Origin of the sequence: Kosakonia sp. BYX6 (genome assembly GCF_038449125.1) — a bacterium.
In the GTDB taxonomy this organism is placed as follows: domain Bacteria; phylum Pseudomonadota; class Gammaproteobacteria; order Enterobacterales; family Enterobacteriaceae; genus Kosakonia; species Kosakonia calanthes.
In genome coordinates this window covers 2,183,626-2,207,926 of the sequence record NZ_CP151800.1, presented here as the reverse complement: position 1 = coordinate 2,207,926, position 24,301 = coordinate 2,183,626, and the positions used below count along the sequence as shown (strand labels likewise).

The window sequence follows — 24,301 nt, the reverse complement described above, 5'->3', positions numbered from 1 at the left end:
CTGCTTCGCGCCGCGATTTATAACGGCTGATCGCCAAAGCCGAGAATTTGTACCACCACCGATGAACGCTGCCCTTGCCGGTCGGCGTTTTGCTGCTGGCGCACCACCGCCTGTGCGGCCTGGCTGGCGGTGCTCGCCGCCGCACTCGCCGAAGACAGTGCGCCAACATTTACCGTCGCCATCACCGGGATCCCCGCCGAATCGCCCTGCACCTGAATGTTAGCGGCGTTGATTACGTGCAGAGCGGCAATGTTGACACTGCCCGACACGCGAATGCCCGCTTCTCCGGCATCAATCGTCCCTTGCGGCGCAATCAGATCGACATCGCCCGGCGGTACTTCGGCGATCGGGTTCAGGGTCGCGATACCCGCTCCGGTGCTCGGCACATCCGGGGAAATCGTCACGTTGCCCGCGTTATCATAAACGCGGCGCGGCGGCGTATAGACCACCGTGGTTTTGCTCCCGCGCCCGGCGTTGATGTCGCCCTGCGCCGACCACGCCTGAATGTTGCCACCAAAGGTGGTCATAATGCGGCTCTGGCCGAGCAGAATACTGTCATTCGAAAACAGTGCGATATTGCCGCTGCCGCGGGTGATCAGCCCCGCGGTTGCCGGTGGCGCCTCGCCTTCCACGCCGTAGGTTTGCCCGCCGCCGGGCGTCAGAATCTGAATATCGCCGCCAAGATTGGTGTGAATGCCCGACGCGCCATACATCAGCAATTCACCGCTGTAGCGCTGCGGGAAAAGCACCGCGATGGCATTGCGCCCGCGCAAATAGCTGCCGCTACGCGGGCCGTCGGGGTCGTTGTACTCGCGCCCGCTGGCGAGCAGTTCGGCAAAATAAATCTGCCGCGCGAAAATGCGCTGCTGCTCCGGCGCAAGATTGGCGAAGAAGCGCAACGCCGCATTCGCATCACCGCTGAATCCGTAGCGCTGCGCAAGCCATTTGATCAGTTCCTGATCGTAGGTTTTCACCACTTTTCCCGGCTGGTCAGCCAGCGGCACCCCGCTTTCGGCGCGGTTGGCGATATCCAGGTAGCGCGCCAACAGCGCGTCGTATTGTGCGCCGACGCTGCCCATGCCCGCCTGCACCACAATGCTCGCGCCGGGGCGATGATCGCCGCTGACCACCGGGCCGATGCTGGTCAGGTTGGCAACATCGTTCTGGATGATGTTACGCCCGGCGGAGACTTCCAGCGTGCCTGGCCCGGCAATATCAATGTTGGCAAACAGGATGTCGCGCCCGGCCTCGAACAGTGACACATCGTTCGCCTGGGTGTGAACAATCAGGTTGCCGCTGACGGTAGCGCTGGAGATGTCGTTGGCAAAATCAAACAGTGGCGGCAAGGTTTCATCACCCCGCGTGCCGGTATAAACAATATCGCGCCCGGCGCGCACCCTCACTGGCCCGGCAGCGACATAATCCACCTGATTTGCCCGCACGCCCGCGTTCTGGAAACTGACCACCGAACCCGTGCGCAACCCGACGATATCGCCGTTCAGCGCATAAAAGCGTGATGGCGCTTGTGCCGCCTCGCGAATCCCCGCCGTACTGCCAACCGTGTTGAGGCCGAACGCAAACAGCGGATAGACACCCGCGTCGGCGATCGGTGACGTATCGCTAAGATTGGTCACCGCCGTGCCATCGGCAAGCGGCGCATAAAATGCCGGATGGAAGACCGTGGCGATGCTCGATGTTTCCGCGCCGGAACGGCTGATCGCAAAACCGCCGCCATACAACGACTCACCGGCCAGCAGGCTAATGTTGCCGCTGCCGAGCGGGGCGAGGAGCAACCCGCCGCTGTTGGAGTAGTTGCTCTGGCTGGTGTAAGCCGCGGAACTGCCATAGTAAATGCTGCCGCTGTCCGCCACCGCGCTGACGTTACCCGGCAACAGATACCAGCCGCCGTTTTTGACGAAATCATTATTGACAGTCGTGGCGATCAGGTTGTCGCTCGGGCGCGTGTCGAATGCCAGATTGCCGCCCGCCGCCTGTAAATTCAGCGCGGTGTTGTCCGTCCACAGGCTAAACCAGCTTTGCCCGTTTTCCCCGGAACCCGCCGTGCCCCGGTAAGCGCTATAGTTGGCCATATCCAGCAAGCCAGCATCCAGCGTCGCGCCGAGCACCAGATCGCCCCGGCTACCGATCGCCGCAGTGCTGTCGCCGAGCACCAACGTCAAGCCGCCGCTGGCATTAGAGGCGCTGGAAGTCCAGGGCGTTGAGGGGCGCACCTCGTGGTTATCCTGCTGGGCGGCGCGCCCGTTAATGCCATAGAACAATTGATGGGTGCCAATTTGTGAGGACGTCATGGCAATGTCACCGCGCAGGTTCACCAGCGATCCGTACAGATCGTGCATCTGAAACAGCGTGCCGTTGTCTGTGGTCACGCGCGCCTGCGCATGGCTGTTCCAGCCGCCGCCGATCCGCACATCGAGATCGCCGCCGCCGGTAAACGCAATACTGCCATCGCGCCCGACGCGCCCGGTGCTGCCTATCGCCAATACCAGGCCCTGGCTGCGCGCCAGTTGCCGGTAATCACCGCTCACCGCAGGCGTCGTTAATACACCAGCGTCGCCGCCGACACGCACCGACAGGTTGCCGCCGCCGAGCGTGCCGAAGCCGGTAAAGCCCGAGACCATCGGCATCTCGCTGCCGGTCTGTGGTTGCCAGGTGTAGGTGCCAAAGTTTATCCACCACGCCGTCGGCACATTATCGACCCCGGCAGTGTTGCCCGAGCCCTGTCGCCACAGCCAATTTCCGACACTGGCGCTGGCGGTCGGCAACAGGCTACCGGCGCTCCAGGCATCACCGGTCAGATCGCCGCCGGCAACGATCGTCAGATTACCGCCCTGCTGCGGATACCAGGCCTGGTAAAGGCTGTTGTCACCGCTGACCAGCGCTTCGTAATCTGGCGCCGCATCGCCTGCGCCGTTGCCCAATACCGTGCCATCTTCCGCCACCTTGCCGCGCGCCCGGTTCCAGCGCACATCCAGGTTTTTACTTTGTGTCCCGGCGGTATAAACGCCCCACGCCGAGCGCATCGCCACATTGCCCCCGGCAATGACATCCAGATCGCCGGTCCCGGTGCGCAACACGCTGAAGATTGGCGAGGTCGGGGTGATGCCAACCAGCACGTTTTCCCCCGGCGTGCTGACATTGACGCACTGGCCCGGTTCGAGTTCGCAGACGTTATAGTCGCCCCAGTCATCAAAATTGACCGGTTTGCCCGGCGCGCCGCCGTAAAAGTTGCCGTCTGCCCACACCCAGGTGACTTTCACACACTCGGACGGGGTGAAGCCGCAGACATCAAAACCGACATCATCGAAGTTAAACGGCGTGCCGCCTTCAAAGCCCCAGCTATTGTTATCCGCCCAGTACCAGACCGGCCCGCCTTCGTTTTTCCACTGTTTTTGCGAGATGTAATGGGTGTCGGCGAGTTGCACATCACCGGCATCCTCGCGCGTCAGGCGGCTGTCCGCCGCTTGCAGATCACTGCCGCCCACCACGCGGATATTCCACGACTGAGAACCCGCCGGCAGCATGTCCGCTACCGCCCAATTGCTGCGCGCGATGTACTCGCCCTGCGCGTTTTTCGGGCGTAAATCGACAAACAGCGCGTCATCCGGCAACACCACATCGGTGCCGCTGGCAATCAGCGCGCCGACCGGCAGCGTCAGGGAACCCACCTGCACCATAGCGACCGGTAGCGCGACGCCTTTCGGCCAGGTCAGTTGACTGAGAGTGACCGCCACCGGCAAATGCGCGCCCGCCAAGAGTTGAGCGCCCGCTGGCAGCGCCAGCCCATCGGCGCCGACTACCGTGCCCGCCGCCAGCAAAACCTGACCATCGGCAGCCAGTACATTACTGGCGAGCACCGTGCCCGCAGGCAGCGTTAACGGGCTGTCGAGCGTGACCGCCACCGGTAATGTCGTGCCAACAGGCAGCGTCACATTCCCGGCGGTGATCGCGTAGTTGAGGGTTTTCCCGACCGGATATTTCGTTCCGGCGTCGAGCGTCACGCCCGCGACCGGCACCACTACGTCGCTGGCAAAAGCCTGCACGCCCGGTGTCAGCAGCCAGCCTTCGTCATCCGGCGTGGTACTGGGTTTGGCAAAACCATCGGTGACACTGCCAAAAATCGACAGATTGCCCCCGGCACGCAGCGTCAACTGCCCGACGTCGCCGGAACCGGCAACGCCCGTTTTCGCTGTATGCGGATTAAGGCTGGCATAGCGATAGCCGGAAAGATCCAGATCGCCGCTGACGATCAAATCGCCGTTTGCGGTGGCGCTGACCACCTCAATCGCCGGGCGCAAATGGAACACATCGGCATAGCGGCTGTTGTTCAGCCCGGCCAGCCGACTGTTCAGCAACGTATTGTTGGCGAGCGCCGCATTGATAAAGCGGTTGGCGTCGGCGTTTTTGCCATCCAACCACGTCTGGGTAATCTCCTGCCACGGGTGACCGTCCGCCGTTTGCCCGTTGCCGCTGGGCGCATCGCGGTAAATTTGCCGCCCGTAGACGGCTATCGACTTCGCCCCCAGCACCGCGATTGCGCCACGGGCGTCAATGGCGATATCGCCAAAGGTTGCCGAATCGGTCGTGTTGGCCTGCCCTGCGCCATCAATACGCGGCGCATAGAGATCAAGCGTGCCACGCGCTTGCCCGTCACCCGTCGTTGAGGCAGTGCCGTGGCGCAAATCAATGCGCGCGCCGTTCGCCAGCGTCAACGTGCCGTGGCCGGAGTCCAGCTCAACCACCGCGCGGTTCGGGCTATCAATGATTTCGCCATAGCTGTCGACGCGCAGCACCGTACCGTGTGCATCGAGCCGCGCGTTGCCGCTTAGCGTCAAGCCATTTGCCGCCGCCAGACGAATCGCGCCAACCTGTTCGCCGCTGGCATCAATCGTACCGACCACATTCAGATGGCCGCCATCCAGGGAGATCGCCACGTTATGGGCGCGCACGTCATCGCCAATGCGCAGATCCCCGTGTTTAAGCTGGAAGCTGCGCTCGCCAAAGAAACCGCCCGCATTAAGGCGGTTATTGAGTGCGGCGAACGGCTCGCTGAGTACACCACCGTCGCCGAGCGTTTGCGCGCGGATAATCGCCACGCCTTCGCGATAGGGCACCCGTGTGCCGCCCGCATTGTAATGGCCGTTGCTGCTGCCCAGTAACGTGCCGCGCAAATCCACACGCCCCGCCGTATCCGCCAGCGCCACCGCGCTCAGTGTCCCGGCATTGTTGTTCTGCGCCGAGAGGTCAATCGTCGACCCGGCGGATTGCACAATGTTGCCCGCCTTACTCGTCAGCGCCACGTCGCCGCCCCATGAATAGCTGGTCGCGTCATAAAATTTAAGCGCCCGTCCGGCGAGATCCAGCCATGCGCCATCCGCCAGCGTGACATCGCCGGTAGCGCTGGCCGTTAATTTGCCGCTCGGTAGCGCCACGGTGGTATCCAGCAGCACCGTGTTACCCGTCAGGTTCAACTCGGCGCCGGTTTCTTCGTTTTTGGCGAGCGAGACCTTGCTCGCGTCCCCGCCACCGGACAACGGCGCAACCACCCGCAATGCGCCGCTGGCGGTGATGCTGTTAACGGATCCGCCTTCGCCCGTCACCAGCGGCGCGCGGAGCGTGACATTGCCGAAAACCTGCAACGAACCGTGCTGATTGGCGGTGATGCGATCGCTCGCCGCAAATGTGATGTCACTAAAACCGCGGATCGTGCGGCCAAAGTTATCGATAGCGTTAGGTTGCGCGTTTTCGTCGTAACCGAATTCCACGACCTGCGCGTTGACCCGCAAACTGCCCTCGCCAGTTCCTCGCCCGCCTTTCACCGGCGCGGGCGCATCCCCTTTCAGCCCGGCCCAGGTCAATTTCCCGGTGGTGATGGTCGCCACATCGCGGGCATCGCCATAGCCGTAAATCGCGGGCGTCGAGAGCACCAGATTCGCCAGTTTTGATTTGCCGGTCGCGGCGTCAAGAGTGTTCAGGCTGACATTGCCGAAGAAATTAAACGATTCACCGGCGGTGAGCACCAGCCGCTCCAGCGCGGGCGCGCCGTACGCGGTGTCGCCCTGCAACAGGCGATCGAGCACCGTCTGGTTGAGCACTAACCCGCGCGTCAACGCACCGCGCGCGGCAACGGCGTTAAGGTCGGCGCTGCTCCCGGCATTGACCGTGCCGACCCCCAGCACCAGGTTGCGCGTACCGTAACGTACCGCTTCGCCGAGATCGAAATCCGCCAGCGTCGCCGCCAGCAATGTGCCGGAGGAATAAAGCCGCGTGATGCCGCGACAGGTTATGCCACAGGCACCGATATTGACGGGCCCAGCACCTTTATCGGCGGGGGCGGGGTTCGGGTCGGCTTGCGGGGCCAACATATCCAGCCAGCCGTTAGAGGCGGCGACCACGGCGCTATCCAGCGGTTGGTAAACAAAGCCGTCGGTCGAGTCATACGCCACATCGCCCTGCCCGATGGTGTTAATCCCCGAACCGGTTTCGAGGGTGATGCCGCCGGTTTTGCCAACGGCGAAGAGAAACACTTCCGGCGCGGCAAGCACAGCGCCTTCGCGCAGTACCACGCTTTTTTCGCGCCCGATAACCTGCAAGTAACGGCTGAGGTTTTGCCCATTGGACGATTGATAGTTGGAAACCAGCGTGCCGCCAATGGTCAGACGGCTGGCGCCGATGGCGTTCAGATCATCGGCATACACGGCGATGCCATCGAAATCACGGCTTCGCGTCGCGCCGCGCGCCAGGATCTCAATCGATCCCACGGCGTTGTCATCGCCAATCATCAGGCTGGCCGTGCCGCCATAACCCCCTTTCGCCGGGGTAAAATCGGCCAACCCTTTAAAGCGAAATGTGTTGTCGTTGCCCGATGAGAGCAGCGACAGCGTTTTGGCATCGGCGGGCAACACCGCGCGCACGCCACCTGCCCGTTCCGCCTGCGCCTGCACGAAATCTGCGTACGGCGTTTCATTGTATTGCGCATATTTTCGCAGCACAGCGGCAGGCGTGATAATGAACTGGCGGGTCAGGCTGTCGGCAATCGCGGTGTTCGCCACGGTTAAACGCCCGCTACTGGCCCAGGAACCATTGCGCAGCGCCACGGTTTTCGACCCGCTCAGGCCCGTGGCGCCGCCGTTGAGTTCAACGCGAAACGCCCCCGGTAACAGGGCATAGTTGGACGGCAACAGCGTATACGTTCCGACGGCAAGCCCCGGAATGTCGCCGTTGGCAAGGGTGATTTGCTGCCCGGCGAGCGGGCTGACTGCGCCAGTGTTATCTGCTGGCGCATAGGCGGAATCATAGCCGGGAATGATGGCGTACACCGGGTTGCTGCCAAGCGCCGGCAAGGTAAAACCGTTGCTACTGACCTGCACCAGCGGGTAAAAACGCGCGTCGGTGGAACCGCCGCGACCCGAGACAAAGCCTGCACCGAGCAGATCGCCGCCGCCGGAAAGATCCAGCACCGCGCCATCATTCACCGCCACATGCGTGGCGGCAAGCGTCAGCGTTGGCCCATTGCCGATACCCGTGAGCGCGACTTTCTCGCCCTGGTAGTACCAGGTTACGCCATCGGAGGTGCCGCCCCACGGCAGCACCAACCCATTGGCACTCACCGAGGTCAGGCTGCCGGAACCGAGCGTTACCGAGCGAGTACCCTGTTCGCCGCCCGCCACGCCGCCGCCCAGCACAATCGATCCCAGCGGCGCGCGCAGCACGCCGTTTTGCGCGATATTGGCCGCGCCCAGCCGCAAACTGCCAAACACCGAATAAGGTTGCGCTGGTGTGCCCGCCTGGCTGCGCGCAAGGGTCAACCAACTGTCCGGCGCAAAGGTGCCGTCGGCCTGCATCCCGGCCATCACCCGCGCACTCACACCGCTCGCCGGGTAGATTTGCGTCGCGCGCAGGGTGATGTCGCCTGGCGAGCGCAACTCCGACACCACGCCCTGCGAGGTGCCGCTGATCGCCTGGGCATTAACAAAGCGCAGGTCGCCCCGGCTGTTGAGGATAAGTTGTGCAAACCCGGCTCGCTCGGCGTTTATCCCATTGCGGGTGGCATTCAGCCCAAGGCCAACCATGCCTTTGATATCAATGAGATCGGCGCTGGCGCTCAGCACCGCCTGGCTGGGCAGGCTGCTGACCCCGCCGCTAAACGCCGGGCGCTGAAAACCGTCGGCGATAGCAATGTTGTCGCTGACGCCGCCCAATAACAAATACGGCGCCGTCAGCGACACTTTCGACGCGGGATCTGCGCCTTGCGCCAGCGTCAGTGCGCCCGCATACAGGCGCAGCTCGCGCCCAAGCGTCAAATCGACATCGCCGTCAACGCTGATGGCGCCATTGCTGTAAACCGTGAGCGCCGAAAAGCCGCCGTCCGAGACCTGGCTTGCCGCCAGTTGCCCGTCACCGTAAATCAGATTGCCCGGGCTGGCTTGCACTTGTTGCACCAGACGCAATTCGCGCAGCGCCAGCACCGCTTTATTCACCGAGTTGCTGCTACTGTAGTTCGGCGCTTCTAACGCCACCGTCAGGCTGCCACCGGCGGCGTTCGCCCCACCCGCCAGCGCGCGCAGGGTGCCGTCCAGCAAAAGACCGTTATTCGACGCGATGCTGATGGCCCCACCATTGCTGGCAACACGCTGGCTGCCGCGCCCGTCGACATCCAGCACGGCAGCAGTGCCGCTGGCATCCAGCAAGGCGCCTTTGCGGATAACCACAAACGCATCAGATGCCAATGCGCGGGTCGCCAGGGACTCCAGCAGCGTGCCGCCCACCACAATGTTGCCGCCGTCTGTCACCACACCGAACGGGTGACCGGACGCATCGCGCGTGCTCCAGCTTATTGCCGAAGCGTCCAGCACCGCATGCTCGCCGATCGTAATCGCGCGCTGCGACGCTGTCGGGTCGCCAAGCCCGCCGCCTTCTTTGATGCTTTTCGCCCCGGCGGTTTGCGGCCCGAGCAGCGTAATATTGCCGCCCCGCGCCTGCAACAGGCCATCGACATTCAGGTTGCCACGGCTATTCAGGGAGATAGATGAACCGGGATCGACCAGTAAACGCGCGCCTTCGGCAATGGTCAGCGTGCCTTTATCGCCGGTGTCAGCCACCACGGTGATACCGGACGTCAGGCCATCTTTGACACCGGCGGAAAGCGTTAAGCTGGTGCCGCCACGCTGGGTGACGCTGCGCGCATTATTGTCCGCTTGCCAGAGTTCCGGCAGTTGCCATTGCAAAGCCTGTTCGGCGCTGCCGCCGGCTTGCAGGATTTTCGCATCGGCATACAGCACCGGCTGGGTGACGGCTAGCGTCACATCGTCGGAGACCAGCAACCCGTGATGCGCGCGCACGTCGTAATTGGCGAAACCGGACTGGAACAGCGCGGTATCGAGATGGGTGGTATTGGCGACGGCCACCGGGCGCGCCACACTCATTCCGGCTTCGATCACCGTTCCGGCTTTAAACAGCGCATCACTTGCCAGCACCGACCCCGCAACCGCAGTGCGCGGCGTGGCTTCCGTCGGGATACCGTCGGGGAAGACGTTTGCCGGAACAATGTAATCCAGCGGGAAGTTGTTCGGGCGAACAAACGTTGTGATGGTGGCCCCCGCAGGCAGTTTATAGACGGCGCCGTTCGCCGTACCGGCAGGATTGACCTGGAGTTGCTGGTCGCTGGTGCCGCCCGGCAAGCGGTAGAAAATAATGTAAGAGTTCCCTCTTACGGCGTAAGGCAGCGTCCACTCCGATGCCAGAGTGATGCCCACCAGCGAGGGCTTCGCCGCCACTTCTTCGCCGGGCCGTGCGACGGTGGATAAGTAGTGATAATCGGCGGGCAAACGTTCGCCCGCTTTCACTTGGTAATCGTCGAGTAACACCAGGCCGAATGGCACGGTTTCGCCCGGTTTTAACAGGCCATCCTGCCACTGGCCGCCAATCGAGGCGGAACTTGCCGATTCAATCTCCAGCGTGCCGCCGCCGCGCACGCCGTAACCGCGGATGGTGCCATCGAGCGTTAACACCGCGTTGCTGTTCCCGGATCTGGCGACGATCAGCCCCGAACCGAGTTTAACGTTGCCGCCTTTGCCGCCGCTTACGCTGCCGTCACTGTTGACTATCGCGCCGGAGGTGACATCCAGCAGCGAATTTTTCGCCAGCGTTACGCTGCCCGTCGAGCGGATGCTGATTGTGCCGCCATCAATCCACGCCATTTCGCTGTCGCGCTGCGCACCGCGCTCGCGCAGATCGCCAATCATCCCGGAGGCATCCAGCGTCACCCCTTCGCCCACCCGCACACCGCCTGTTAGCCCGTCCGGCGGGGTGATTTCCGTGTCGCGCAGCGGGTCGTCGCCAGGGTTGGCATAAATTTGCTTGAGCACGTTGCCAAGATGGATGCTGCCGCCTTTGGCGGTGAGATCTGCCGCCACCTCAACGACAGGCGCATAAAGGACAATGTCCCCGCCCGCGTCGACGTTGAGCGCGTCTTTCACCGCCAGCGTCTCTCTGGCGGCAATGTGCAGCGCCCCGAGTCGGGCGTCATTGAGCAAATCAGTATCAAGTTGCAAAACGCCGAGCCGGTCGGCAGGCACATCGTCTTGCAGTTGCACATCTTGCGCCACGCCGTTGGCATTCGCTTTTAACGTGACGTTGTTCATCATTGCCGACAGCGCATAGCGCAGCATGCCAGCGGCCGCATCGTAAATGGGCGTATATTGTCCGACAATCAATTGGCCTTTGCGCGCCACCGCATAGTGCGACTGGTTGTAACCGTCCACGCCTGCACGGGCGGCTTCGGTTTGGTCATCGCCTTGATAGACATCGCTGATGATATTCCCCTCGAGCACGGCGCTGGTGGTGGAGACCACCAGTTTGCCCGCGTCGCGCCCGACGGTGTAACCGGGTTGATAGCGCTGGCTCGCGCCAATCAGCGGGTTGTAATACGTATTGGTTTGCCCCCAGCGCGCGCTGGTGACTTGATACCCCTGATAAAGGCCGTCGTAGAGCAGGTCGCCCGGCGCGCGGGAAAGTTCGTACAGCCGCCCGTCGCTGCCTTTCAGCCAGCTTTGGCGCAGGTAGCCGCTTTGCACATCCAGCGTACCGCCGGAGAGGTTAATGTCGGATCCGGCGCGGGTGACCACATCGCCGCCGCTTACGGTGATCGTACCGCCCTGCGCCAGCCATTCACCGGCGGCGTGGCCGCTGGTCGCCAGGTAACCGCTCACCTCCAGCAGGCCGCCTGCGGTGTACCAGCGGTCGGTGCTGTACCCGTTGGTGCCTGCCGGGACAAACACCAGCGTGCGTTTATCAACCCAGACATCGGTGTTGTTCAGTTTGCCGCTGTCGCGATTGCTGGCGCTGTCGCGCTGCTCGTTGCCCTGAATATTCACCGCGAGGTTGTTGCTCTCCATCGCCACTTTGACGCCAATCGCTCCGGCGACATCCAGCGTTGCGCGGTTGTCGATCAGCGTGCGTTTCGCACCGGTCACGGCGATTTCGCCGCCGGTGGCGAGGGTCAGCGAATCGTCGCCAAAATCCACCGTGTTGCCGCTGACAATCTCGATCCGCGACAGATCGCGCCGATCAACAAGCGTGCTGAGGTTGTCAAAATTGCCACGCGCCAGCAGGTTGCTATTGTTGCCGTTGAGTTTTTCAAGCGCCGTGTCGCGCTGGCTGTCATAGGCGGTTGTGTTGCTGCCATCCACCAGCACAGCGGTGACGCCATTGCCGGTCAGCGTCACGCTGCCACTGTTGTCGCTGGCGCGCGTTGAGAGATGCACCGTGCCGCGCTGGCGGGTAGAAGTGGTGGCAATCGCCACGCCGTTTTGCACCACGTCATGCCCGGTTAGCGTGATATCGCCGGTGGTGGCGGTGATTAACCCGTTATTTTCCACGCGCCCGGCCTGGCTGTTTGCGGTGCGTAGCGTCGAGATTTCGTTCCCGGCAGTGGTGGAATCGACATTAGATTCCGTACCCACGCCCTTGCGGATGTAAAAACTGTCGCCCGCCGCCAGCGCGGCCTGCCCGTTTTGCGTCGTTATCTGCCCGCCGTTATTGACGTTAGCGCCCAGCAACATCACGTAGCCGCCCCCGACGGTGGAACTGGCCGGTTGCAGGGTGGTGATTTGTGCGCCGGGCTGAATCACGATATCGCCCAGCGCGTCAGTAAAGGTGGGTTGACTACCGTTGGTGTCGACATACAAGCCGTTGCGGGTGAATTGGTCGTCACTGATTTTGGCGGCAGCCACCACCAGGTTACGCACATTGATTTGACTGCTGCCGCTAAATATCACGCCGTTCTGGTTGACGACCATCACCGTGCCATCGCCTTTTACCGCGCCGAGGATCTGGCTTGGGCGCGTATCGGCCCCGACCACCCGGTTGAGCAACGCATCACTGCTGTTTTGCTGGAAATCCACAGTGGTGTTGCGCCCGACGTTAAAGCTGTCCCAATTGAGAATCGCTTTGTCGCGGGTCTGTTTAATCGCCACGGTGGTTTTGCCCTTGTTCTGCGTTTGCACCGCGCGGTTGGCACCCGTCCAGGTCAATAAATTGCCGTTGGCGTCACGATCCCATAATCCGCCCTGCCCGAGTCCGTCCGGCACACTGCTGGCCGTCTGATTCGCATTTGCGCGCGCCGCATTTTGTGCCGCCTGTTGGGCGGCAATCGCCGCCGCCGTGCGCCCGAGGTTCGCCACCGAGTGTTGTAACGTCTGTTTCGCCGCCGCTTGCTGCCTGAGCCGCGCGGCTTCAAGGCCTTCGTTGATTGCTACCTGGCCTGCACGCTCGCTGCGGGCGTTATTCACCGCTCTGGCGCTGGAAAACCAGTTGCTGTTAACCGGCGTGGCGGCGTGCGACGCACTGGCAAAGCCGAGCAGCGCCAGCGCAATGGCCTCGACGAGGGGCTTCATTTTTACGCGGTGCGCTATTTTGCGCGGCAAACATGACGTAGTGGACATAGGACAGGCTCACCCTTGTTATTTTAAATACGCCAAAAGACCGCGTTACCCGGCGGTCTGCCTTACAACGTAAAGGGCGGCAGGCACCGAAGTGTCCGCCGCCTTTGCCCTGTCAACAACACTTACAGTGGACGGCCAACCCCGTTACAGACCGAGGTGTTGCCAATCCCAAGACTGCTTGACTGCGTGAGGAACGCGTCAGTGATAGCGGTGCGCCAACTGGCCGGTAGGCTGATAAACAGATGTGTGGCAATCTGCGATGCATAGCTGCCATTGTTCAGTTTGGTCAGGAAGTCTCTGACCGCGCCGCCCACGCTGTCAGAGGTAATTCCGCCGGTGTAGCACTGACCCACCAGCAGGTTCGTCGTCCCGTAGATCGGGTAAACGGCGGTATTGGTAGGCAGCACATAAGCCGGAACCCAGTTCAGCGGGTTGTTGCGTGCTGTACCGGTTGGCGGTGTCGCGCTGGCCGGAAGCTGCACAGAAGTAGGTAGCGCGCCGCCAATGGTGGCAACGGCGGTCGCCGACCCAGGGTTGAAAGCGAAGCTGGGGCTAAGGTAGCCAAAGCGCCCTGCCGTCTGTAGCGCGTTAGACACGCCTTCGCTGCCGGTTGCCGCAATCCAGTTGCTGTTCACACCGCCGGAATTCGCCACCACGGTGGTAAAGAGGTTGGATTTCTGGAAGTTATAACCGCTGCACGCCGCAGAGGTCAGGAAGTTAGAGAGCAATTCGGTGGTTCCGCTGGCTTCTGTGCGGTAAACCACCACAAACGGCGTGGTGTTGGTGTTACCGAGGATTTGCCCCCAGGTGGTTATCTGGTTGGCAAAAATGCGGCACACCTGATCACGCGTGAGATTGAGCGTCGTTTGCGATGCGTTGGCCGGCATTTTGAACGGTAGCGTGACCGACGTCAGAACGGATGGGATCTGGATCAGCGGCCCCCAGCTGGCGCGCTGCGATGAGTTGTAGGTGGCGAATTCCGTCGCGGTGAGCACGGAATCGCTCCCGGCGAAATTAACAGTGTTGGTGGTGGTCAGAAAACGGCTTTTCCCGCCACCGCTCCCGACACCGTCGTAGGTCCAGGTACCGATCACATCCTTGCTGGTACCGTCCAGGCCAAACAAGTCTTCATAGAGCGGCTGCGGTAGGGTCGCACCTGCGCCATTGACTGTTTGCGCCGAGGCAGCACCCGTTATCGCCATCATGCCAACCGCAAACATTGCGGCCAGCCCTTTCAGTTGGAACGCTTTCATAGGATTAACTCCGTTGCGAGTACGCAATGAAAAAAACTACCGACTGAAACTCGATTGGTGTTTCCCCGCCTGTGCGAGGTAACACGGTAAATCCGCGGACTGCTACGTTACCCGTCCTGGTAACGGGTTCCATTTTTGGGGGCGTCAGTGACATCTGAGCGAAGATAAATCCCCAGAACGCAAAATAAATCTCCCGAAACGCGGGGGATTAACCGGGTGTACTGGCGGGCATAACGACCGGCTTCCCCGGCTCGTCGTTTCATCGTTATCCCGTTGATACAGCCTCTCTTTTTTGTACGCGCGCCTGCGGGTTTGGGTTTTTACACCCACGCCGCCACTCCCGAATCGCGCGAAAAGTACCCCCGAAATCATCACTGCACCATTTGGTTGATCGACATAATCGGCAGCATGATCGCCAGCACAATCATCATCACTACGCCGCCCATCACGAGGATCAGCAGCGGCTCCAGCAAGGCGGTCAAACGCGTGGCGCGGCGTTCCAGATCCCGCGACAAGTTTGCCGCCGCGCGCTCGAGCATCATCGCCAGCGCCCCGGTTTTCTCGCCGCTGGCCACCAGGTGCACAAGATTAGAGGGAAAGATTTTTTGCGCCCGCAGCGCCGAAGCCAGCGCCGCGCCTTCACGCACGCGAGCGGCGGCGTCACTGGCGCACTGTTTCAGGCAATCATTACCCAGCGTCTGGCGGGCGGCATCCATCGCGCGTAGCAGCGGCACGCCCGCGCTCATCAGGATCGCCAGCGTCGAGGCGAACCGCGCAGTATTCACACCGAGGGTGTATTTGCCGATCATCGGCAAACGCAGCACGGTGCGATGCCAGCGCAACCGCGTCGCCGGATCACGCAATAACCCACGCCACAGGAAAAAAGCAGCGCTCAGCAGCGTGCTGGTGAGCAGCCCCCACTCGCGCACAAAGTGGCTGACCGCCAGCATCACCAGCGTGAGGGTCGGCAAGTCCTGGCGCGCCTGAGTAAAGGCGCTGACCACCTGCGGCACCACGTAACTGAGCATGAAGATGACAATGCCGACCGAAACACAGGCTATGACGCCGGGGTAAATAAACGCGGTGAGCATTTTGCTGCGCAGGGTGTCGCGGTTTTCCAGGTAATCGGCCAGTTGCTCCATCACCCTCGCCAGGTCGCCCGAATCTTCCCCGGCACTGATCAACGCCCGGTAGATCTCCGGGAAGTCGCGCGGGCGTTCGGCCAGCGCATCCGCCAGCCGCATGCCGGCGCGCACATGGTCGCGCACCTCACTGAAAGCGGCGTTGACGGTGCGTTTTTCCGCCTGCTCCAGCGTGGCGGTTAATGCGGCTTCCAGCGTCAGGCTCGCGCCCAGCAAACTCGCCAGTTCGCGGGTGGCCCAGCACAGGTCGGCGGCGTCGAGTTTAGATGCCAGCCACGCGGGCCCGCGTTGGGCGACGGCTTCGCTGACTTCCAGTGCGGTTAAGCCGCGATCGCGCAGTTGCAAGCGCGCCGCGCGGGAAGATTCCGCATCGATCACCCCGCGCTGGATCTGCCCCTGCGCCGTCGCCGCTTCAAAATGAAAACGTGGCATATCCCCTCCTAACCGTCATCGCGGGTGACACGCAGGATCTCGTCAACGGTTGTTACCCCGGCCTGCACCCAGCGCTGCCCGTCTTCGCGCAAAGTGCGCATGCCGCGCTGTCGGGCGGCAGCGCGCATCGCCTGTTCGTTACCGCCTTCGTGAATCAAACGGCGGATGCTGTCATCAATAATGAAAAGTTCATGAATTCCGGTGCGCCCGCGAAAACCGGAATGATTGCAGAGCGCACAGCCGACCGACACCCAGCGCGTTTCGCCATTGGGCAAGGTTTCTTGCTGGCGACACGCCGGGCACAGACAGCGCACCAGCCGCTGAGCCAGCACGCCAAGCAGTGAAGAAGAAAGCAGATAGGGTTCAATCCCCATATCGATAAGGCGCGTGATGGCGGAAACGGCGTCATTGGTGTGTAACGAGGCCAGCACGCCGTGGCCGGTGAGCGAGGACTGCACGGCAATTTGCGCGGTTTCCAGATCGCGGATTTCGCCGATCATGATGTTGTCCGGGTCCTGGCGCAGCGCCGCGCGCAGGGCGGCGGCAAAGGTCATGCCGATTTTGCTGTGCACCGGAATTTGGTTAATGCCCGGCAGGTCATACTCCACCGGGTCTTCCACCGACAAAATATTGCTGGCGCCTTTATCCAGCTCGCCAAGCGCGGCGTACAGCGTGGTGGTTTTGCCGCTGCCGGTCGGCCCGGTGACCAGCACAATGCCGTGCGGCTGGCGAATCAGCCGTATCAGCTCAAGCTGCACATCCCCTGCCAGCCCCAGATTCGCCAGTTGCAAGCGCCCGAGATCTTTTTCCAGCAAACGCAATACCGCGCGCTCACCGTGTACCGTCGGCACGGTGGAAACCCGCACATCAATGGCGCGCCCGCCGACGCGCAGGGTAATGCGCCCGTCCTGCGGCACGCGTTTTTCCGCGATATCGAGTTTGGCCATGATTTTGATGCGCGAGATCAGCGCCGCGTGCAGCGCTTTGCGCGGGGAGACCACTTCACGCAGCGTGCCGTCGACGCGGTAACGCACCATCGAATGGGTTTCGAAAATTTCAAAATGGACGTCGCTGGAACTGTCGCGCGTCGCCTGGGTGAGCAAGGCGTTGATCATGCGGATCACCGGCGCGTCATCGTCGGCGTCGAGCAAGTCGGTTATTGCAGGCATGTCTTGCATCAGGCGTTCGAGATTGACTTCCGATTCCGCCGCACCGACCACTTCCGCAGCGCTGCCCGCCTCCGCGTAGGTTGCTGCCAACAGCGCGTCCATTTGCGCTTCGTCCACTTCCTGCCAGCGCAGTGCTCCGGTGCGGCGCAACGCTTCTGCCAGCGCCCAGCCCTGCGTGCGTGGGCTGGTGGTCAGCCACGGCTCCTCGCCGTCGCGCTGTAATACAATCCGCTGGCTGCGCGCCCAGCCGTGCGGGAGTTGCATTTCACTCATTATGCCCTCCTGAAATTCAGTTACGGTGTCACAACAAGCTCCGGTTGGTAGCCCAATTCACGCAACGTTTCGGTGGAAGCATCCACCGTGCGGGCGTCGCGCGCCACGTCGACGCGCACCGCGTAACCGCTGCCGCCAGGCGCGGTCACGATGTACGCGGTAAGGCCGCTAATGCGTAAGCGGCTGGCGATACGAATCGCTTCTTCGCGCTGGCTAACGTCGGCGGCTTGAATCACGGTTTTATTGCTGTCGGTGCTGCGTAATGCTGCCGAGCGCATATCTACAGCATCATTGCTGCCCGCCACCGGCATGTCGGCAGGCGGCAAAATGGGCGCATTGATATCGGATAACAGCGGATGGCTGCCCGGCTGGGTGTCGCTTTGCACCGAGCGCATATAGTCGTAGCGATCCAGCGTCAACCCGCGTCCCGCGCTGGCATCGCGGATCACATACGGGCGCAGAAACACCATCAGATTGGTCTTCACGCGCTCGCGGGTGTCGTAGCGAAACAGGTTGCCGATGAGCGGGATCGAACCGAGAATCGGCACCGACTGGCGGTTGCCGGTAACGGAGTCTTCCAGCAGGCCGCCGAGCACCATAATTTGCCCGTCGTCGAGCAAAACGCTGGTGTCCAGCGCGCGCTTATTGGTGACAATGCCCGCGCTGGTGGAGCTTTGCGCATCAATGCTGCTCACTTCCTGGTAGATATCGAGCTTCACGGTGCCGCCTTCGGAAATCTGCGGGCGGATTTGCAACTTGAGGCCAACGTCTTCGCGCTCGACGGTCTGAAATGGATTGTCCGACCCGCCGCTGCCGGAGGTAATGTACTGGCCGCTGACGAAAGGCACGGTTTTGCCGACCATGATCGACGCCACCTCGTTATCCAGCGTGAGCAGGTTCGGGGTCGACAGGATGTTCGCCCCGCCGTGGGTTTGCAGCGCCCGCGCCAACACTTCCAGATTCAGAATCTGCCCGACACCCGGCAAATTAATGGTGCCATCGATAATGCCGAGATTCAGACCCGCAGGCAGTGCGTCAATGCCGGTTTTGGCCGACGTATTGATGCCCGTGCCGCCAAAATTGCTCCCGCCGATAAACCGACCGCTCTGTTTCATCCACTGAATGCCCAGCTCGGCGGTGTCGCTGGCGGTGACTTCGACAATCAAGCTTTCCACCAGCACCTGCGCGCGACGCTGGTCGAGCAGATCAATCACTTTGCGCAGGCTGCGGTACATCGGATCGGGCGCCGAGATAATCAGCGTGTTGGTGCTGGCATCCGCCTGCACGGTCACCCCTTCGGCGCTAAAGGCCGTGCCCGTTTCTTCTGCGACGGTGTCTTCCGGCGCGGTGCCGAAACGCTGGCTGCCGGTATTGAGGGCGTTACTGTTACTGGTGGAAGAGGAAGAGTTACTGGCGGTGGTATTTGCGCTGGTGCCCGCGCCGCTGGTCATGCCGCCCGCGCCGAGCGTGCTGCGCGCGTTGTCAGAGAGTTTCGTGCTGTCGGATTCGCCTTTCAGCAACCCGCGCAGCACCTTGGAAAGGGACACCGCCTGGGCGTTACGCAGATAAACCACGTGGAGATTGCCCGGATCTTCCTGCACGTTATCCAGTTCAATTAACAAATTATTCGCCAGTTCGCTGCGCGCCGGGCTGCTGGCGCGGATCACCACGCTGTTGGAGCGCGGGTCGGCGAGAATGGCAATGTCCTGACGCCCGCTGGCGCCGCCCTGCTGTTGCAGGATGTCGTTCGCCAGCGCGGCGATATCCACCGCCACGCCGTTATAGATTTTCACCACCCGCGTATCTAACGAGGTTGGCGTATCGATGCTGGCGATAATCCGCGCGATGCGATCGAGATTGTCGGCGTAATCGGTGATCACCACCGTGTTATTGGCCGGGTACGCGGTAATGCTGCTTTCCGGGGCAATCATCGGTTTTAATACCGGCACCAGCGCTTCCGCGCTCTCATAGGCCAGCCGATAGGTGCGTGTGGCAATGCCGCCGCCGGACGTTGCGCTGTTAACAGCACCACCCTGCATTTTGGCATCCGCCACCGGCACCACCCGGCTGACGTTGCCGACATCGACAATGGTGTACCCGCGCATGCGCAGCGCGGAGCCGAGCATGGTGTACGCGGTGTTGAGATCGACGTCGCCGTCGGAAACCAGGGTGATTTGACCTTTTACGCGGGGGTCCATCAGGAAGTTGCGCCCGAGAAAGCGCGCCAGCGCGCCGATGACAGCGGAAATCTCCGTGTCGCGAAAATTAAGCGTCACTTTCTCGCCGCTGGCCTGCGCCGCGCCGGTGTTGCCGCCGGCGCCGCCGTAGCGGTGTGTGGTCTGGCGCTCAACGCGCCGGGAAGGGCTGTCCGACGGGCGATCGGCGCCAAAGGTTCCGGCACTCTCTTTCGGCATGCGTGATGAGGTGCTCACCACCCACGGCCCGTTGCGAAACAGCGATCCGTCGCCATGGGTGCTACACCCCGCCAGCATCAAGCAGTACGCCACCATTCCCAGCGTCAGGCTTCGTGACAGGCCAGTTTGCTTCATTCTCCCTTCCTCTGTTGTGGTGCTGCCAGCGTCACTGAAGCCGTGACGCGCGTATCGGTTTCACCCGCGTCCACTCGCTCAATACTGACCTGCTGTACCGCCATGCCGGTGGTGGCGGACGCGCTCAGTAACCAGCTCACTAGCCTTTGCGCATTCACCGGTTGCGCAAAGATAAGCACCCAACTTGCGCCCTCTGCCTGTACCGCGTGCTGTTCCGTCAAACCAGCGGCGGCAATGCTCTGCGCCAGCCGTTGTTCGGGGCTTTCCTGGCGCGCGCCGTTATTGATTGGCCCGCCACCAACCTCCGCCAGCACCTTTTGCAGCGCGGCATGCTGCGAGCGCAGGCGCGGTAATTCCTGCTGCCAGTGGCTGAGCGTGTTCAGCGCCGGGCGGGTCAATAGCAGCCACACCAGGGCAATCGCCAGCACGGCGATCATCCCTGCCACTTGCTGGCGCTCGCGCCGGGTTAATCCTCGCCAGTAGAGAACCACCTGACGCAGCGGCAGCACCACGCGTTGTCGCAGCGTCTGCAAAACGACCCGCGTTTTCATGGTGAGGGTTTGCTCTGTTCCTGCCCGGCGCGCAGATGGAGGCCCTGCGCGTCGCTCATTACCAGCACTTGGTGTTCGCGCGCCTGTTGTTGCAGGGCGTCAACCTCGGCGCGGCGCAATGCGGCACCTTCGCGCCAGCGGATATCAAGCTGGCCTTGCTGATAACTCACCTTCGCCACTTGCCCGTCGCTTGCGCTCAGCAACGTGGCGGCGAGGCGCAACAGCGTGGGGAAATCGGCACTGTTTTGCTGCGCGTTGCCGCTGATGCGCGCATCCCGAAGTTGCCGCGCCTGCTGCAAGGGGTTCAGCACCACCGACACATCGGGAAATGTCGCCTGCACTTGTTCAGCCATCTGCTGTTTCAGCGCCAGCCCTTCACGCTGTAAACGCCACGCGTAAAGATTCAGCCCGCCCAGCCAAACCACGGCGGCGGCGAGCGTCCAGCCGACCAGCGGACGCAACCACTCTGACGCGCGGGAATCGCTGCGCGGGCGTGAAAGCGGAAATGACCAGTGCCAGCCTTCACCCTCTTCACTCGCCTGCACCCAGTGAAATGCATTGATCGCCGGAAACGGGTCGCGCAGCCGGCTTTCCGGGTCTTGCGCGCCGTGCGGGAAAGGCAACATCGCCCCGCTGGCCGCGCCGCTACGCAGCACGAGCCAGTTATCGACACGCGCGACGCTGGCTTCATCCGCCACGGGCTGCGGTAAAAACGCCGGTGGCGGAAGCAGCGCGTCGATGCGCAGCCCGGCGTGAGTCAGTGCCGCCAGCAAGGCTTGCAGGTGCGCTGCCGAAAGCCAGGCCACCGGCAACGTGCCGCTATCATGGCGCTCGCCATAACCAATGATGAGTTGTTCCGGCGGCATCAGCGCCAGCAACTCAACCGCGCCGCGCACCGCTTTATGCAGCGCACTGCCGCGCAGCGGTGGAATGTCGATTTCCGTCATTGAGACATCCGCCGGATGCGGACAAACCTCGACGCGGCTAGCCTGAAAACCCGCAGCTATTTCGTGCAGGCTGGCAACGGTTTCGGTCTGCCATTCACCATTGATCGGCTGCCACGCGAGAGTTATCTCGCGGGTCGCCAGCTCGCGCAGGGGCGGCAGGCGCACATGCAAGCGGGCAACGTGCCGGGGTGTCATGTTCCCTCCCTCAGCCAGATCACCTGCGGCAGGTTAGCTTTGTTATCAAACAGCAGCGCCTGGATGAGCAGCGTGCGCTGCGGGGTGCGTAGCGCGCCGTTGAAGCGAAACCACTGGCTGGTGATGCCGATCATGATGTCGATTTCATCAAGCTCCGGCATTTGCAGGCGCCGCGTGAAATCGCCCCGGTTGATAAACCACTGGCCGTTATCGCGCGTCACCAGCAGCGCTTTTGCCCGCTCAAGCGTTAACCCCGGCACCCAGGCGGCCAGCACTTCAGGCCCGGCGGTGTTGGCGTTGATCCAACTGCGCTGCGGCAACATCGTCACGTAGGGTTGCAGGCGGGTGATGCTGCTGGCGCTAATGCCAGGCACGGCGAGCAAATCGCTGAGATCGCGCAGCCTCGGTGCCAACTCGCGGCGACTCAGATGGCTAAGGCCAATCGATTCCGCTGCTGCCTGCGCGGCTTGCGCATCTTGATCGTTGAGTTGCTCGTTGCCAGGGGATTCCGCGTCGACCAGGCTTGTCGCCACCCGGCGGGCAATCAGCGACGCCTGCTCGCGCGAAACCCCAACAAGGGCGCATAAACGCAGGAACGCCGCCGTTTCCCGGGCATCCATTTCGCCGTTATCCACCAGGTTGCGCAGGTTGAACTTTGCCTGCTCGTCGTCGATTTCAGAAAAGATACGTGCGGTCGCGCCGCCCAGTTGACCGACAATCGCCCCGTTGCGTGGCTGCCGCCAGCGGCCATCAAGGCGGGTGACCGGCGTGCGGCGCGCTTCGTCGTACAGCACGACCTGACTGCGGCTGATTTCGCCGCGCAACAGCCACTGTCCCTGTAGCCGGGTGTGTTCGTTTTGCACCCCGTATAACACGGTGGTCTGGCGCGCCAGCAGTGCCGAGGCCATCAGCGCGATGACCGCCACCAGCAGCAACATGGCGATCACCGCCATTCCAGACTGCGCGTTCGCGGGCCTGATCATTGGGCAGCCTTAGAGCTGCCACGAGCCGATATCGGCGCGGGTGCCTTCCCCGTCGGGCTTACCATCGGCGCCCAGCGAAAACACGTCGATCTCCCCATTGGCGCCTGGGTTGAGATAGTGATACGGGTTTCCCCAGGGATCGTTGGGCAGACGTTCGAGGTATTTATGCCAGTTGGCGGGCGCCACGCCGGTGGTGGGTTTTTCGGTCAGCGCGCGTAACCCTTGTTCGTTGGTCGGGTAACTGCCGTTATCCAGGCGGTACAATTTGAGGGCTTGCATGATGGCGCCCACATCCTGACGCGCCGCCGTGGCGCGCGCCTGGTCTGGCCGGTCAAGCAAATTGGGAACGATAAGCGCCGCCAGCACCCCCATAATGACCACCACCACCATGATTTCAATCAGTGAGAAACCACGCTGCACATGCGTGTCTGCGCACATCGATCTGGCGAATCGACTTTTCATCCCCGTCTCCGTGTCACACCTTTTTATCCCGGGGAATATTCTCAAATCAGAGTGTCAACTTGATGTAATGCACTCGGGAGAACTTCCCGCTAACGGGCATGAAGTGTGGGGAAACGCGCGAATTTACGGGTATCACTCCCGAAAAGCCGTCATGAAAATGACATTATCGGGAAAAGGGGAAAGTCAGGAAGGAAAAAGAAAAGGCGCTGCCGGAAGACCTGGAAGGTGGCAGCGCCAGACAGGGAACTAAATATCGTCGGTGGTGTGGTGAACAACGATTTCCAGCGTATGGCGGATAACATCACTTTTCACCACGTTTTCGGTGGTTTCCAGCATTCTTATCAGCTCAAGAATCAGCGCTTTATGGCTAATACGTTCACCCGCAGCGAGAATACGACGGATCACGGCACCGAGTACCGCAGACTCCTCTGCCAGCAAATCGCCGCGGCTGCGAAAATAGTCAGCGAGCGTGATGTCGGGCAGATTTTCGTATCCCTCTGATTGTTCGAGCGTCGCCTGGCTCATCGATTTCTCCCCCCGTGTTGTGTAAATGGTTACCGGTTAGTGTTTTTTTGAGCCGCCTGGCTGTTTTTCGCCAAACAATTGATAGACGTTATCATGGCTTTCCTCATCCGGATTGCGCTGGCTTATCGCGCTGCGGCGCATCGCGGCCAGATTGTCACTATCGATTTCAGCGATGATCTGCCCCAGCGTTTGACGCCGCTCGCTGTCTGGCTCGTGGGCCTCCATCGACCTCAACCGGGTGATGAGCGCCTTCGTGCTGATGGGGGCGTTGTCATTCAGGAGTGACAGTACCGCCACGCCGATAAGTTCATCTGTCAGTTGCTCATTTTCACTACTGTTCATAACTGCATCTCGGTTGCCGCGACTTGCCGAACGACTCGTGCGGCATGAAGCCAATTCTCCCGAGGGGACGATTAACTCATGCTAGTCAGAGCGAAGAAACGCCTTATCACCCCGCGAGAATTAGCTCAAAAAGTCTGATGAATTGCGATTGGTCACTCAGCCTTAGCGGTCAAATAACATACCAATCAGCACGTGATAGTGGCTCTCCTCTTCCGGGCTGGAAGCCTGCTCAAGTCGACAAAGTAATTTAGTACAGATGGCTTTACGGTTCAGATTGCGTCCTTCGCTAAGGATTTCCACGGCAATTTGACCCAGTGTCTGCTGCTGCGTTGGCAGCGTCGCTTTGTTGAAGTAGCGGGTAATGGCATTAGCGGTGCTCGGGTGGTAACCGTTCTGGTGCATATGTCACGCCTCTCGATTCATTGAGTCAGTAAATGTTGACTTAAAACTTATACAAAAATGGTTTATATGTACATAGAGTTTGTACAAGTTTTTTATCACTCTAAGAAATATCTT

The 24,301-nt window shown here is 61.5% G+C and carries 12 protein-coding genes; all 12 read right to left on the bottom strand.

Translation table 11 applies throughout. The features are described 5' to 3' along the window. Positions 1–17: 17 nt before the first annotated feature. Positions 18–12,914, bottom strand: coding sequence for a filamentous hemagglutinin family protein (locus AAEY27_RS10285; RefSeq protein WP_342325152.1), 12,897 nt, complete (start codon positions 12,912–12,914; stop codon positions 18–20). Positions 12,915–13,084: 170 nt separating this feature from the next. Further along, the gene (locus AAEY27_RS10280) at positions 13,085–14,215 is read right to left on the bottom strand and encodes a substrate-binding domain-containing protein (RefSeq protein ID WP_342325151.1); all 1,131 of its coding nucleotides are present in this window, start codon (positions 14,213–14,215) and stop codon (positions 13,085–13,087) included. A gap of 371 nt (positions 14,216–14,586) precedes the next feature. Beyond that, positions 14,587–15,789, bottom strand: coding sequence for a type II secretion system inner membrane protein GspF (gene gspF / locus AAEY27_RS10275; protein WP_342325150.1), 1,203 nt, complete (start codon positions 15,787–15,789; stop codon positions 14,587–14,589). 8 nt (positions 15,790–15,797) lie between these two features. After that, entirely contained in the window at positions 15,798–17,231 is a 1,434-nt protein-coding gene (gene gspE / locus AAEY27_RS10270) for a type II secretion system ATPase GspE (protein WP_342325148.1), read from the bottom strand. 20 nt (positions 17,232–17,251) lie between these two features. Further along, positions 17,252–19,780, bottom strand: a complete 2,529-nt coding sequence (gspD, locus tag AAEY27_RS10265) for a type II secretion system secretin GspD (protein WP_342325146.1) — start codon at positions 19,778–19,780, stop codon at positions 17,252–17,254. Beyond that, positions 19,777–20,331 (bottom strand): type II secretion system protein GspM, encoded by a 555-nt coding sequence (gspM, locus tag AAEY27_RS10260; protein ID WP_342325144.1) that lies wholly within the window; start codon positions 20,329–20,331, stop codon positions 19,777–19,779. The genes gspD and gspM overlap by 4 nt, the downstream gene beginning before the upstream one ends. Then, on the bottom strand, positions 20,328–21,473 hold the full coding sequence (gspL, locus tag AAEY27_RS10255; protein ID WP_342325142.1) for a type II secretion system protein GspL: 1,146 nt from the start codon (positions 21,471–21,473) through the stop codon (positions 20,328–20,330). Before gspL ends, gspM begins: the two co-directional genes overlap by 4 nt. Beyond that, a complete protein-coding gene (gspK, locus tag AAEY27_RS10250) occupies positions 21,470–22,456 on the bottom strand; it encodes a type II secretion system minor pseudopilin GspK (protein WP_342325140.1) in 987 nt (328 codons plus the stop codon). Before gspK ends, gspL begins: the two co-directional genes overlap by 4 nt. A 9-nt stretch (positions 22,457–22,465) precedes the next feature. Next, complete coding sequence (gene gspG, locus AAEY27_RS10245; protein ID WP_425294662.1) at positions 22,466–22,918, bottom strand: type II secretion system major pseudopilin GspG; 453 nt, start codon at positions 22,916–22,918, stop codon at positions 22,466–22,468. 246 nt (positions 22,919–23,164) lie between these two features. Continuing rightward, positions 23,165–23,443 carry a biofilm development regulator YmgB/AriR family protein gene (locus AAEY27_RS10240; protein WP_342325139.1) on the bottom strand — a complete coding sequence of 93 codons (279 nt, stop codon included), beginning with the start codon at positions 23,441–23,443 and terminating at the stop codon, positions 23,165–23,167. Positions 23,444–23,479: 36 nt separating this feature from the next. Beyond that, positions 23,480–23,785 (bottom strand): hypothetical protein, encoded by a 306-nt coding sequence (locus tag AAEY27_RS10235; protein WP_342325137.1) that lies wholly within the window; start codon positions 23,783–23,785, stop codon positions 23,480–23,482. A 162-nt stretch (positions 23,786–23,947) separates the two neighbouring features. Beyond that, positions 23,948–24,187 carry a regulatory protein YcgZ gene (ycgZ, locus tag AAEY27_RS10230; RefSeq protein ID WP_342325135.1) on the bottom strand — a complete coding sequence of 80 codons (240 nt, stop codon included), beginning with the start codon at positions 24,185–24,187 and terminating at the stop codon, positions 23,948–23,950. Between the last annotated feature and the right edge of the window lie 114 nt (positions 24,188–24,301).